Annotated in this window: 12 protein-coding genes; 10 read left to right on the forward strand and 2 right to left on the reverse strand. The window is 66.6% G+C overall.

All coding sequences use genetic code 11. From position 1 onward, the window contains the following. Positions 1-15 precede the first annotated feature (15 nt). Positions 16-906, reverse strand: coding sequence for a sulfurtransferase (locus CEY05_RS08665; RefSeq protein ID WP_088598088.1), 891 nt, complete (start codon positions 904-906; stop codon positions 16-18). Positions 907-1,106: 200 nt separating this feature from the next. Between CEY05_RS08665 and CEY05_RS08670 the strand changes: the two genes are divergently transcribed. The 5 genes from CEY05_RS08670 (at position 1,107) to CEY05_RS08690 (ending at position 7,181) form a co-directional block, all read left to right on the forward strand. Beyond that, on the forward strand, positions 1,107-2,594 hold the full coding sequence (locus CEY05_RS08670) for an MFS transporter (protein WP_088598089.1): 1,488 nt from the start codon (positions 1,107-1,109) through the stop codon (positions 2,592-2,594). Positions 2,595-2,612: 18 nt separating this feature from the next. Next, a complete protein-coding gene (locus CEY05_RS08675; RefSeq protein WP_088598090.1) occupies positions 2,613-3,116 on the forward strand; it encodes a MarR family winged helix-turn-helix transcriptional regulator in 504 nt (167 codons plus the stop codon). Positions 3,117-3,303: 187 nt separating this feature from the next. Further along, positions 3,304-3,552, forward strand: coding sequence for a CsbD family protein (locus CEY05_RS08680; protein ID WP_088598091.1), 249 nt, complete (start codon positions 3,304-3,306; stop codon positions 3,550-3,552). A gap of 213 nt (positions 3,553-3,765) precedes the next feature. Then, a complete protein-coding gene (locus CEY05_RS08685; RefSeq protein WP_088598092.1) occupies positions 3,766-5,259 on the forward strand; it encodes an aldehyde dehydrogenase family protein in 1,494 nt (497 codons plus the stop codon). A gap of 8 nt (positions 5,260-5,267) precedes the next feature. After that, entirely contained in the window at positions 5,268-7,181 is a 1,914-nt protein-coding gene (locus tag CEY05_RS08690) for a thiamine pyrophosphate-binding protein (protein ID WP_088598561.1), read from the forward strand. 106 nt (positions 7,182-7,287) lie between these two features. Here CEY05_RS08690 and CEY05_RS08695 read toward each other — a convergent pair whose 3' ends face one another. Continuing rightward, positions 7,288-8,577, reverse strand: a complete 1,290-nt coding sequence (locus CEY05_RS08695) for a citrate/2-methylcitrate synthase (RefSeq protein ID WP_158219293.1) — start codon at positions 8,575-8,577, stop codon at positions 7,288-7,290. 250 nt (positions 8,578-8,827) lie between these two features. Between CEY05_RS08695 and CEY05_RS08700 the strand changes: the two genes are divergently transcribed. From CEY05_RS08700 to dapA, 5 genes are read left to right on the forward strand one after another with little or no spacing between them, the layout of a single operon-like run. Then, positions 8,828-9,820 carry a tripartite tricarboxylate transporter substrate binding protein gene (locus tag CEY05_RS08700; protein ID WP_158219294.1) on the forward strand — a complete coding sequence of 331 codons (993 nt, stop codon included), beginning with the start codon at positions 8,828-8,830 and terminating at the stop codon, positions 9,818-9,820. Between the two features lie 5 nt (positions 9,821-9,825). Then, positions 9,826-10,455 carry a hypothetical protein gene (locus tag CEY05_RS08705; protein ID WP_088598094.1) on the forward strand — a complete coding sequence of 210 codons (630 nt, stop codon included), beginning with the start codon at positions 9,826-9,828 and terminating at the stop codon, positions 10,453-10,455. Further along, positions 10,452-11,480: an ornithine cyclodeaminase family protein gene (locus CEY05_RS08710; RefSeq protein ID WP_088598095.1), complete on the forward strand. Its 1,029-nt coding sequence runs from the start codon at positions 10,452-10,454 to the stop codon at positions 11,478-11,480. The genes CEY05_RS08705 and CEY05_RS08710 overlap by 4 nt, the downstream gene beginning before the upstream one ends. A gap of 28 nt (positions 11,481-11,508) precedes the next feature. Then, on the forward strand, positions 11,509-12,627 hold the full coding sequence (locus tag CEY05_RS08715; RefSeq protein WP_088598096.1) for a cupin domain-containing protein: 1,119 nt from the start codon (positions 11,509-11,511) through the stop codon (positions 12,625-12,627). Positions 12,628-12,643: 16 nt separating this feature from the next. Then, entirely contained in the window at positions 12,644-13,555 is a 912-nt protein-coding gene (dapA, locus tag CEY05_RS08720; protein WP_088598097.1) for a 4-hydroxy-tetrahydrodipicolinate synthase, read from the forward strand. Positions 13,556-13,619 lie beyond the last annotated feature (64 nt).

Genomic DNA, 13,619 nt, shown 5'->3' on the forward strand with positions numbered 1-13,619 from the left:
GCGTATCGGCTACGGCTAGACAGCGGCCGTGTCCACGGGATATTTGTCCGACGTACCCCACTCGTTCCACGAAGCGGGATAGACCGCCGCGCCGGTATGTCCCGCCAACTGCAGGGCGATGAAGGTACGAGCGGCGCGACCGCCGCCGCCGCAATAGACGATGGCGCGCTCATCGGCGGCGACGACATCCTTGACCGCCGGTGCCAGGGCCTGGGCGGCGGCAAAGCGGCCGTCGGCGGCCAATTCCAGGTTCGTGTCCCAGAAGCGCGCGCCCGGCACGCGGCCGCTGCGGCCGGCGTTGCTGCGCTTGCCGGCGTACTCTTCCCTGGAGCGCGCGTCGATGACGCGGACGCCGCCCGCGGGCGCTTGAATTTGCGTAACCGTTTGAGGTTGCGTACTCGTCTGGGTTTGCGTACTCGTCAGTGCACCCGATCCGGCTTGCGCGCTCGCCTGCACCGCGGCCAGCACCTCATCGGCCGTCGCCAGGTAGGCGCTTTGGGGCACCACGGTGAAAGCGGTCGCGGTGACCGCGGGCGGGGCGGTCGTCAGTGCGCCTGTCCAGGCACCGACACCGCCATCGAGCAGGGCGATATGGCCGACGCCGGCATAGGCCAGCGCCCATGCCACGCGGGCGGCATTGGTGTCGTTCAGCGCGCCCGTCACCACTACGCGGGAATCCGGTGTGATCCCCAGGGCCGACAGGCTCCAGGCCAGCACCACTTGCAAGCGCGCCAGCGCCGGCGCGTCGCTGCGGGCAATGGCGTACAGCGACGGCTCGACATGCCGCGCCCCCGGGATGTGACCAGCCCAGTACTCAGCGGCCGGTCGCGTGTCCAGCAACACGACCTGGTCTTGCCCCAGGTGTTGCGCCAGCCAGTCCGGCGTCGCCAGTTCGAAAATTGCCATAGCCCTGCTCCCTTGCGTCCCTTGAGTCCATTACGTCAATTGCGTCCATTGCGGATCGCCATACGGGGCATGCTATCGTCAGCAAGCTAACTATCAAACGCACATTAATTTGTTAGCTTATTTACTATTCTCACTTTTGCGCCCCTGCCAAAGCGCGCAGAATGGCGGGCGTTGTTCCGCATCCTCCTTCGCCCAGAGACATGTCATCTGCCCAACGCGACGCCTCAGATAGCACTGCGCATATCGCCCAGCCCGCCCACGCCGCGCCGGCCCACGCCGCCGAACCGAGTACCCGGGACACCAGCTTCCGGCCCCTGTCCATCCTGGTTGGCGCCGCCTACTTCATGGAGCAGCTGGACGCCACCATCATCAGCCCGGTGATTCCGGACATCGCCCACGACTTCGGCGTCGATCCCTTGAGCCTGAACCTGACGATGACCATCTATCTGCTGTGCTCGCTGGTGTTCGTGCCCTTGAGCGGGCTGGTGGCGGCACGGCACGGCACGCGTACGGTGTTCTCCTGCGCGGTAGCGCTGTTCACCGCCAGTTCCGTGTTATGCGCCATGGCGCCCAGCCTGGCCGCGCTGGCCGTGTTCCGCGCCATGCAAGGCATGGCGGCGGCGCTGATGGTGCCGGTGGGACGCACGGCCATTGTGCATACCACCAGCAGGGCGCAATTGGTGGAAGCCTTGGCGTGGTTCATCACCCCCGCCATGGTGGGACCGATGCTGGGACCGCCGCTGGGCGGGCTGTTCTCCGCCTATCTGTCCTGGCACTGGGTGTTCCTGATCAATGTGCCGGTGGGCCTGGCCGGCCTGTGGGCGGCGCGCAGCATCATGCCGCAACTGCATCACCGCGCGGACCTGCATTTCGATGTGCGCGAGTGGCTGTTGGCCGCCGTTGCGCTGGCCTTGTTGATCCTGTTGATCGAACGGGCCCGGCACGGCGCCAGCCTGCCCCTGCTGGGTAGCCTGGCCGCGGGCCTGGCGCTTTGCGTCTGGCTGTATGTCCGCCGTTTCCGCGGGCTGGCCGCACCCATGCTGGATTTCCGTCTGCTGCGCCTGCCCACCCTCGCCGCCGGTTTCTGGGGCGGATCCCTGGTGCGCGTGGGCTATGGCGCCCTGCCTTTCCTGCTGCCGTTGATGCTGCAGCTGGGCCTGGGCTATACCGCCCTGCAAAGCGGCATCGTCCTGCTGGTCAGTGGATCGATCGCCTTCTTCACCAAGACCCAGACCACCAAGGTGCTGCGCCGCTGGGGCTTTCGGCGGGTGCTTTGCTATAACGGCATCGCGTGCGCGCTGGCATTGGCCGGCTGCGCCCTGTTCTCCCTGCCGCACTGGGGTCTGGTGGGCATCACGGCCTTCGTCTCGATGGCCAGTTTCTTCCGGGCCGTGCAGTTCAATGCGCTTAGCGCCGTGTCCTACGCCGACCTGCCGCGCGAGAAGGTGGCTTCGGCCACCACTTTGAACACCATGGCCTGGCAGTTGGCCATCATGCTGGGGATCTCCCTGTCGGCGCTGGCCGTACAGTGGTCTGCTAATCTAGGCGCCCGCACGACGCCGGCCGGTGCGGATTTCTCGGTGGCGTTCATTCTCGTTGCGCTGTTCGCCTGCGCCGCCATGCCCTGCTACCGCGCGCTGTCCGCGCAGGCCGGCGCGGAACTCAGCGGCCATCGGGCCGGCCCCTAGCCTTATCGATCCCCTTACATGTCCGATCAGCACGTCGAACGACTGTCCCAGCTTTACTCGCGCCCCGGCTTCCTGCTGCGGCGTGCCCACCAGATCTACGTCGCCATTTTCGAAGCGAACTTCGAGCGCCTGTCCCTGTCGCCCGCGCAGTACTCCGTCATGATCGCGCTGCATGACCTGCACGGCATCAACCAGGGCGACCTGGCCAAGGCGATCGGCATGAACAAGGTCACGGTGTCGCAAATCGTCCAGGCCCTGGAAACGCGGGGGTGGATCGCCCGCAAGCAGACCGACGCCGATCGCCGCCGGCGCCAGCTGACCCTGACGGCCGCGGGCCAGCGGGCCTTGAAACAGACCGCCGAGATGGCCGAGGCGACGTACGCCGAACAGATGGCGCCGTTGACCGAGCCTGAACGCCAGCGGCTGTTCAAGCTGCTGCAGCGCATCGTCGACGAGCTGGAACCGCGCGCGCGTACGCCATTCGAACCCATCGTTGCCACGAAGATGGCCAGCGAGGCCTGAGAAGCGCGGCGCTGTGCGGCTGCGGGACCGCTGCGCTGCGGGACTGCGGGGTCGCGGGGCCGCGGCGCTGCAGGGCCGCGGGCCAGGAACGGCACTTGCGCCCTTTGACATTGCTAATCCCGAACCATGCTGTGGAGCGGCCCTCCCCGGCGCCGTAAGCAGTGCAAATTTTCAAGGAGTGAAAGCGATGCTCGAATCCGTAGAAGGTAAGGCCCAAAAAATGGCAGGCCGAGTTCAGGATGCCGTTGGTGGGTTGACCGGCGACGCCGCCACCCAAGTCGAAGGCAAGGTACGCCAGGCAGCAGGCTATGCGCAGGAGTCGTATGGCGAAGCACTCGGCACCCTTCGTGACAAGACCGCCGAAAATCCCATCTGGGCCGTCGCCATCGCGGCAGCGGCCGGTTACCTGCTGGGCACGCTGTCGTCGAGAAGGTAAGCCTCAAGCTTACGTCTTACAGCGTAGTCAGGCGCCGCCCACGCGATGAATCATCGCGTGGGCGGCGCTTCTTTTTGTCTCGCACTTTCGCAGTTAGATTGATTTCAAATCAAGATTGACCGACTTGATCACCAGCGGATAAGTTGCGGTTTCCGACTACTCGGCCGCCCACACTTTGCAAGCGCAGGCGGCGTTCATCAGGCGAGCATGACGATGATCACCTCCGAGCTGGGACCCGACCTGTCCACACGCTTACCCGACGCCCTGCCCAAGCAACGCGAGCTGTATTACGGGGGCGCATGGCAGGCCCCGCGTTCCGGCGTCTATCTGCGCAGTACCAGTCCGGGCACGCAAGCCGACCTTGGCCCCTATGCGCTCGCCGGCGCCGACGACGTGGACGCCGCCGTGAGCGCGGCAAGGCAGGCCTTCCCCGCCTGGCGCGAGACTGCGCCACTGGCACGCGCCGCGCTGCTGCGGCAAGCCGCTGCCGTGATTCGCGCGCATGCCCTGGAACTGGCACTGATCGACGCCGCCGACTGCGGCAATCCGGTCAAGCAGATGCAGGACGATGCAGTGATCGCCGCCACCCAACTGGAGTATTTCGCCGGCCTGGTGCTGGAACTGAAGGGCGAGACCATCCCCACCATGAACGGTTCGCTGGACTACACCCTGCGCGAGCCGTTGGGCGTGGTGGCGCGCATCATTCCGTTCAACCACCCCTTCATGTTCGCGGCCGGCAAGATCGCCGCGCCGCTGGCGGCGGGCAACACGGTCGTCGTCAAGCCGCCCGAGCAGGCTCCGCTATCGACCTTAAGGCTGTTCGAGCTGATTGCCGCTATCTTCCCACCCGGCGTGCTGAACTGCGTGACGGGAGAACGCTCGACCGGTGCGGCGCTGTCGGCCCATCCCGATGTGGCGGCCGTGGCACTGATCGGCAGCGTCAACGCCGGCAAGGCAGTGATGCGCACGGCGGCGGACGATTTGAAAAAAGTGCTGCTGGAATTGGGCGGCAAGAACGCGATGATCGCCTATCCGGACGCCGACCTGGAGAAAATGCCGCTGGGCGCGGTCCGCGGAATGAATTTCACATGGTGCGGCCAGTCCTGCGGCTCGACCAGCCGCCTGTTCCTGCACGAGTCCATCCACGACGAGGTGCTGGCACGCATCATCGAACTGACCGCCACACTGCACCGCCCCGGCCTGCCCACGGACATGCGTACCACCATGGGCGCACTGGTCTCCCGTGAGCAGATGGACAAGGCCCTCTCGTATGTCGAGTCAGCCGTAGCCGAAGGCGCCCGCGTGGCGCACGGCGGCCGGCGCAGCGCCGATCCCGCCTTGGCGCAAGGTTATTTCGTCGAGCCGACCATCCTGTCCGGCGTCACGCCCACGATGCGCGTGGCGCGCGAAGAGATCTTCGGGCCGGTGCTGGCGGTGCTGAAGTGGTCCGACGAGGACGACTTGTTCGCGGCGGTGAATGGCGTGGAGTACGGCCTGACGGCATCGATCTGGACCACCAGCCTGCGCACGGCGCATCGGGCCGCCGCGCGCGTGCAGGCGGGCTATGTGTGGATCAATGGATCGTCCGCCCACTTCATCGGCGCGCCCTTCGGCGGCTACAAGCAGTCGGGTATCGGCCGCGAGGAATGCAAGGAAGAACTGCTGGAATTCACGCAGACCAAGAACGTCAACGTCACCCTGGATTGATGCCCACCATGTCCGCCCTGTCCGCCCCCTCCCCCCTGCCCACCGTCCCCACCGAAGCCACGGATGCCGCCAAGGTCGCTACGGCCGTTACGCCGCTCTCGGCACCGTGGGGCAGCGACTATCTGGCTGCGCTGCTGCGCCACATCGGCCTGGAGTACGTCGCCCTGAACCCCGGCGCCAGCTATCGCGGCCTGCACGACAGCCTGGTCAACTACCTGGGCGACCAGTCGCCCAAGATGCTGACGGTGCTGCACGAGGAACATGCCGTCGCCATCGCGCACGGCTACGCCAAGGTGGCGGGCCGGCCCATGGGCGCCATCCTGCACGCCAATGTGGGTCTGATGCATGGCTCGATGGCCATCTTCGATGCCTATTGCGATCGCGTACCGGTGATGGTGTTCGGCGCCACGGGCCCGGTCGATTCGGCACGCCGCCGCCCCTGGATAGACTGGTTGCATACCGCCAAGGACCAGGGCGCGCTGGTACGCACCTTCGTCAAGTGGGACGCCGAGCCTTCGTCGCTGGAAGGCGCGCGCGATGCCGTGTTGCGCGCCCGCCAGATCGCCACCACGCAGCCGCAAGGGCCTGTGTATGTCTGCTTCGACAGCGCCTTGCAAGAAGCGCCATGCACGGAAGCGCCGCCACTGCTGCCGCTGGCCCGTTACGCACCGCCGCGACGCCCCGGCATCTCGGACCACGTGGCGCGCGAGGTCGCGCAGAGCTTGTACCAGGCCAGACGGCCCGTCATCCTGGCCGGCCGCGTGTCGCGCGACGAAGCGGACTGGCAACGCCGCGTGGCGTTCGCCGAGCATTGCGGCGCCACGGTGCTGACGGACTTCAAGGTGGGCGCCGCCTTCCCGACGCGGCATCCCCTGCATGGCACCACGCCGTCGTTCTTCATGGCCGACGAGGGTCTGGAGAAGCTGTGCGAGGCCGACCTGGTGCTGAGCCTGGACTGGGTCGATCTGGCCGGCACCTTGCGCACGGCCTGGGGCGCAGGGCATCCGCCCGCGCACGTCGTGCAGGTGTCGCTGGACCAAGTGCTGCACAACGGTTTCGGTGGCGAGCATCAAGGGCTGGCCGGTACCGATACGTATCTGCTGTGCGACCCCGACGAGTTCGTGGCGCAGACCCTGGATGCGCTGCGCGGCCTGGGCGCGGCGCGCGTGCAACCATCGACCCAGCCTGCGGCTTCACCCCTTCCCCAGCCAGCGGCGCAGCTTTCGCCCCAGGCATCATCCCCGTCCGCGTCCTCGTCCCGGTCTGACACGCCGGCCACCTTGCCGGCGGCCGCGCCAGACGATGCCGAGGGCATGTCCCTGGGCGTATTCGCCGGCACGGTCAGCGAGCGGCTGCTGCGCAACGCGCCAGCCTGCCTGATCCGCGCCAACCTGGGCTGGCCGGGCGATGCGCATCCCTTGGCGCACCCGCTGGACTATCTTGGCTATGACGGCGGCGGCGGCATCGGTTCGGGTCCGGGCATGGCGGTGGGCGCGGCCCTGGCCTTGCGCGGCACGCCGCGCCTGCCGGTCGCCGTGCTGGGCGATGGCGATTTCCTGATGGGGATCACGGCGCTCTGGACCGCCGTCAGCTATGGCATTCCGCTACTGGTGATCGTGGCGAACAATCGCTCCTTCTTCAATGACGAGGTGCATCAGGAGAAGGTGGCGCAGATGCGTTCGCGGCCGGTGGAGAACAAATGGATAGGCCAGCGTATCGAGGGGCCGGAGATAGACCTGGCCGGCCTGGCGCGTGCGCAAGGCGCCCTGGGCTGGGGTTCCGTACGAACCGCCAGCGAGTTGGCGGAGGCTCTGGATGAAGCGATCGCGGCCGTCCAGGCAGGCAAGGTCGCGGTGATCGATGCCCGCGTGGCCCGCGAATACGCCAAGACCATGGCGAAGGCGCTAGGCCGAGGGCACTGAGCAGCCACTGGACAGCCTCTGGACAGCACTAAGCAGCCGCTGAGCAGCCACTGGGCAGCCGCCCACGGCGGCGGCCCGCAAAGCCCGGCACCATGCCTCGGCCCGCTCAGGACGGCCCGATGTAGCGCGCCCGTGGCCGCACCAGGAATCCTGCCAGGCGTTGCTCCAGGGCGTGAGCCACCCAACCGGCTGCCCGCCCCACCGACATCAACGCCCCGGACGCCCCCACCGGCGCGTCCAGTACCGCCGACAGCACCGCCAGCGCCAGCGGCAGATTGGGCTTCAGGCCCCATTCGTTGCAGGCGTGATCCACGCCCTGCAAGGCCATCTCTCCGCGTTTGCCGGCCGGCCCTACTTCCCGCACGAGATCCAATAGCAAGGTGGCACGCGGATCGCCGTCCGGATACAGCGGATGGCCATAGCCCGGCACGGGACTCTTGCGCGCCAGCAGGTTCTTCAAGTGATCCAGGTAGGCGTCGCAAGAGCTTGCCTGCACCAGCGCGGACTCGGCCTGCTCGCAGCCCAGGCCGGTCAACATGCCTTCGAAAGCGCCCAGCGCCGTGGTCACGCAAGAGAACAGGTCCGCGCCCGCCGATGCCGCGATACGCGCCGCGAAGGTGGCGGGCGCCAGTTCGTTGTCGGCGCTCAGGATCAGCGCGGCGTCCAGCAGACGCAGGTTCTGCGGGCTGTCGCCCACCCGAAGATTGGCGGCCAGGATCTGCGCGATCGATTGCGGCGCATCGTCCAGCGCGTAGCTGGGCGTCGCGGTCAACAGCCCCGTGGCGGCGGACATGGCCTGGATCAACTGGCGCGCGGCCAGCACCGGCGCGCCCAGCGTCAATTCGGGATTGCGGCCCAGGCTGGCGGCATAGGCCTCCACCGCGACAGACAGCAAACGCCGCGAATGATTGCGCCTGGCCACCTGCGCGATGCCTTGTGCCAGGGCCTCGAAACCGGCGCCAGGGCGCGCCGGCTGCCAAACCGCCGAGGTATCGGGCAGCATGCCGTTCCACAGCAGCTCGGTGCAGTCTTCGAAGGCGCGATGGTGATGCACCAGCTCGGCCGCGGGCTTGCCGCGATAGCGCGGGCCCTCGGGACCGATGGCGGTGATGGATGTCTGCATGACGGCATTGCCGCCCCAGCGGATCATGCGTTCGGCGCCCGCGCCGGCCATGGACCGTCCGCGCCCGCGCGCGGCCAGGGCATCCAGGTCTTCCACGTAATACAGATTGCCTTTGCCGCCCACCGCCGGCACGGCCCGCACCCAACCCCGGCTGACGTACGCATACAGCGTCTGCATCTTGATGCCCAGGCGTTCGATGGCGGTCTGTGCATCGACCAGCGTGCCGGCATTGCGGCGGTCCGCGTCGGGCGCCTTCTTGCGTCGACTATCCATACAGTGATATCCCGGCCGGCGGCACAAGGCCCGGCGTTGTAGATCAGGGGACGCGCCTGCAGCGACGCGAATGACGTCCCTGAGGCGCGCGGCATCAGGGGAAGAACGAAGCATGGGGTTGATTGATTGTAAATCAATCTATACACACGTTGATTGCGTCCCTACGATAGCACAACCGATCGGGATAGAAGCCCGCGCGTGGATGCAAAGTACACAAGCAAAAAACACAAGCAAAAACCAGGAGACAACCATGACGGACCCTCTTATCCGGCTGCGGAAATCGGCGCGCCGCTGGACGCTGCAATGCGGGCTGGCGCTGCTGCTGACCGGCACCGCCCACGCCGCCTACCCCGAGCATCCCGTGACGATGGTCTCGGCCTTTCCGCCTGGCGGCAGCACCGACGTGATCGGGCGCATGCTGTCGCCACGTCTGGGCGAGATCTTCAAGCAGACCTTCCTGGTGGAGAACCGCGCCGGCGCGTCGGGCAATATCGCCACCGATTACGTGGTGCGTTCGGCCCCCAATGGCGAGACCATCCTGGTCGGCAACAACACCATGACGGTGAACGCCGCGCTGGGCGTCGCGCAGAACTTCAACCTGCAGAAGGATCTGACGCCCATCATCGCCATCGCCGAGACGCCCGTGGCGCTGGCGGTCAGCAGCAAACTGCCGGTCAACAGCGTGCAGGAGCTGATCGCCTACGGCAAGGCGCATCCCGGCACGCTCAGCTTTTCGTCCTGCGGCACCGGCACCGCGCAGCATTTCGCCGGCGTCGAGTTCGCCCATCGCGCCGGCATCGACATGGTCCACGTGCCCTACAAGGGCTGCGCGCCCGCATTGACGGACGGCCTCAGCGGCCAGGTGCCGGTGATCTTCAACGCCATTTCCAACATCAGCCCGCAGTTGAAGACCGGCAAGATCAAGCTGCTGGCCGTGGCCACCCGCCAGCGCGTGCCCTTCCATCCCGACGTGCCCGCGCTGGCGGAACTGCCCGGCTTCAAGGACTACGACTTCGCGGTGTGGCTGGGCTTCTTCGTGACGGCGAAGACGCCGCAGCCCATCGTCGACCGGCTGCGCAAGGAATTCATGGCGCTGGCGCAGGACAAGGCCACGCAGCAGGCACTGTCGGACCGCCTGTTCGTACCGCTGACCATGGACGGCCCCGCGCTGCAGAAGCAGATCGGCGACGAACTGGTGAAGTGGAAAAAGCTGGCCGACGAATATCACATCACACTCGACTGACGACCATGAGCCAGAACATCCCCCGCTTGCAACTCGACGACATGCGGCCCGACCTGGCCGAATACCTGACGCCCCGCGTGCGTCGCCTGGGATACCTGGGCGAACTGTTCCAGGTGTGCGCGCATGCCCCCGACACCCTGCTGGATTTCATGCGCTTCACGGAATCGTTGAAGGGCGCGCTGCCTGACAACCTGGCCGAGGTGGCGGTGCTGACCACGGCGACGTTGATGGAAAACGCCTACGAACGCAATCAACATGAGCGGCTATGCGTGCGCCTGGGTCTTGGCCGTGAATGGGTGCGCGAGGTAGAGCGTTTGCAGCCCGATGCACACCCGCAGCCCGGCACGGCTCCCCTGATGACGGATGCCGAACGCGCGGTGCAGCGCTACGTCCTGGCCAGCGTGCAAACGCGTGGCCTGCGGGCCAGCGCTGAATTCGAAGCCCTGGTGGCGCTGCTGCCCGCGGACCAGGCCGTGGCCATCGCCATGCTGGCGGGCCGCTACATCACACACGCATTGGTGGTGAACACCTTCGGCCTGCGGCCGCCGGTTCCCTCGATCTGGGAAGACGGCTTCGGCAGCGGCCAGGACCACACCGAGGACGCACAGGCCTCCTCCCAAGGAACGCGATCATGACGAATGCAGAACCCGTGTGGATCACGGAAAACCAGGTGACTTCGCTGCTGACGCTGGCCGAGGCGATTCCCGCCCTCAGCGCGGGACTGCGCCTGCAGGCACAGGGCAAGGCCGCCAGCATGCCCAAGACCATGCTGCAGTTCGGCCCCAACAACCTGCATGCGCTGGGCGCCAGGCTGGGCGACTATGTGGGCACCAAGACCTGGACCCATACCGAAGGCGGCACCTGCCCGCTGCTGTTGCTGTGGAATGCCGCGGACGGCCAACTGGCCGCCGTCATCGAAGCCTTCGCCCTGGGCAATATGCGCACCGGCGGCACCACCGGCGTTGCCACCGACTGGCTGGCGCGCGAGGATGCCCAGGTGCTGGCCATGGCGGGCACCGGTAAACAGGCCCTGTCGCAGATCGCCGCCGTGCTTGCCGTGCGCGATATCAGGGACGTGCGCGTCTACAGCCCCACGGCCGCGTCGCGCGAAGCTTTTGCCGCGCGCATCGCGGCAGCGTTTCCCGAACGGGGCCTGCGTGTCAGCGCCAGCGCCAGCATGGCCGCCGCCTGTGACGGTGCCGACGTAGTGACCCTGGCCACCCGCGCACGCGAGCCTTTCGTCGCGGCCGGCATGCTGGCGCGCGGCGCGCATCTGAATGCCATCGGCGCCATTGCGCCGGACCGCGAGGAATTCCAGCAGGACGTGTTCGACCGGACCGCCGTCGTGGCAGTGGATGACCTGTCCAGCGTGCAACGCCTGTCGCGCGAATTCCGCACTCGCTATGGCGACGACTGGCAGGCGGTGCAGACCCTGTCGCAACGTATCCAGGACGACGTCCGCCGCCCCGCCGACGCCGACCTGACGCTGTTCAAGGCCATGGGCATGGGCTTGTCTGACGTGGCCCTGGGCACGGAAATCCTGCGGCGCGCGCGCAAACAGGGCATCGGCCGTGCCATTCCCAAGCCACTCAAGAGCGAACCGCGCTTTTTCCCGGCGCCGATACCGGACGCCTGCTTGAGCCCCTTCGACCCCGCATAACCTCGATATCAATTCTGGAGACATCGTCATGAGTGAATTTACCCGCGCATTCGAACGGATCAACGGACGCTTCATCGACTGTGGCGGCGAGCCGCCGGCATCGCACAACACGCAGTGGGCGCCCATCGTCGTCACCAAGGAAGAGATCGATGCCGAGGTCGAGCGCCTGGCCTCCCTGCCCCTGCCGGCGTCGGGCCGCCGTGAATCGCTGATCGCGCACCCCAACGCGCGCGAATTTGCCCCCGGCATGGCGCCGGGCATACAGGTGCGCCTATCGGTGCTCAAGCCCGGCGAACGCAGCGCGCCGTTCCGCCACAACGCCACCGAAGTCAACTTCTGCATCCGCGGCCAGGGCGTCACCGACGTCAGTGGACAGAAGGTGGCCTTCAAGCAATACGACGTGTGGAACCATCCCAGCTATACGCCCTACAGCCACTACAACGACGGCCGCGACCTGCAAGTGCGCCTGACGTACTCGAACGTGCCCCTGCTGCAATTCATGGACGTGTACGTGACCGATGGCCAGCCGTCCATGGATGCACGCGTCGGCACGGGCCAGCATGAGGCGTCCGACGATCCGCGCCGTCGCAACCCCTTCGGCATCTTCCCCATCACCGACGATGGCGGCCTGCTGATGCCCTACGAAACCTTGATCAATCCGACCGCGGTGGATTCGCGTACCCTGCATTTCGCCTGGGACAAGGTCAAGCCGCAGCTGGACAAGCTGGAAGCCTTGGGCAAGGACTATGTGGGCCGGCGCCTGTACATGTACTACAACCCGGCCACCGGCCGCTTCAACGGCATCACGCCGAACTTCTTCGCCACCATGACGATACGGCCGCCCAAGATCATCGACCGCCCGCACCGCCATGTCTCGGCCGCCATCAATTACTACTTCTCCGGCAGCGGCTACAGCAGCGTGGCCGGCAACCGCTACGAGTGGAAGGCCGGCGACCTGATGCTGTCCGCACCGGGCTGGGCGGTACACAACCACGCCTCCTATGACGACTACGTCTATGAGCTGACGGTGCAGGACCAGCCGCTGAACATCTTCATGGAATCCCTGCTGTGGCAGGAAGACCTGCATCACCCCGCCGCTGTGCTGGGCAAGCAGGAAGGCTTCATCACCAATCGCCAGGCGGCCTGAGCGCCGGAGTCCCACGATGATCGAATTGAACAACGAGGCCTTGAAGGGCTCGATTCCCCCTATCGTCACGCCGTTCAGGAACGGCCAGGTCGACTACGACAGGCTGGCCAGCCTGATCGATTTCCAGGCCCGCAACGGCACGCATGGCGTGCTGATCAACGGCACCACCTCCGAACCCTCGACGCTGACCATCGAGGAGCGCAACCAGGCGGTGACTGTCGCGGTGCAGGCCGCGCGCGGCCGGCTGCAGGTGGTGGCGGCCACCGGCTCGCAGTCGCACGCCGAAAGCGTGGCGCTGACCGAGCACGCGGCGCGCGCCGGGGTGGACGGCTTGCTGGTGGTCACGCCCTACTACATCCGGCCGCCGCAACGCGGCGTGGCGGCCTACTTCATCGACCTGGGCCAGCGCGTGGATGTGCCCATGATGATGTATCACATCCCCGGTCGCACGGCGTTCAAGACCGACCTGGCGACGCTGGAGCAGATCGCCGAAGCCGTGCCGCATTTCGTCGGCATCAAGCACGCGGTGGACGACCATTCCTTCGTCACCGAGATGCTGCATCGCTTCGGCCCCGAGTTCCGCGTCTTCGTGGGCCTGGAGGAATTCACCTTCCCCATGATGTGCCTGGGCGCCACCGGCACCATGAATGCCGTGGCCAACGTGGCGCCCGCCGACGTGGCGCAGCTGTGCAACCTGGTGCGTGACGGCAAGCTGCGGGAGGCCCGCGCCCTGCACTTCAAGCTGTTCGAGCTGATGAAGATGATCTTCTGGGACACCAACCCGATCCCGCTGAAATACCTGATGAAACGGCTCGGGCTGCTGGAGAGCAACGAACATCGCCTGCCCATGGTGCCCGCGTCACAGGAACTGGAACGTCGCATCGATGCCCTGATCGACAACCTGGAACTGGAGCGCCTGGCCAGATAAGCCAGGAAATAAGCCTGGAATCCGGATCGATGATGCCCCGGGGCGGAATTTTCCCTGGGGCCGG

Origin of the sequence: Achromobacter sp. HZ34 (assembly GCF_002209485.1) — a bacterium.
GTDB lineage: Bacteria > Pseudomonadota > Gammaproteobacteria > Burkholderiales > Burkholderiaceae_B > Bordetella_C.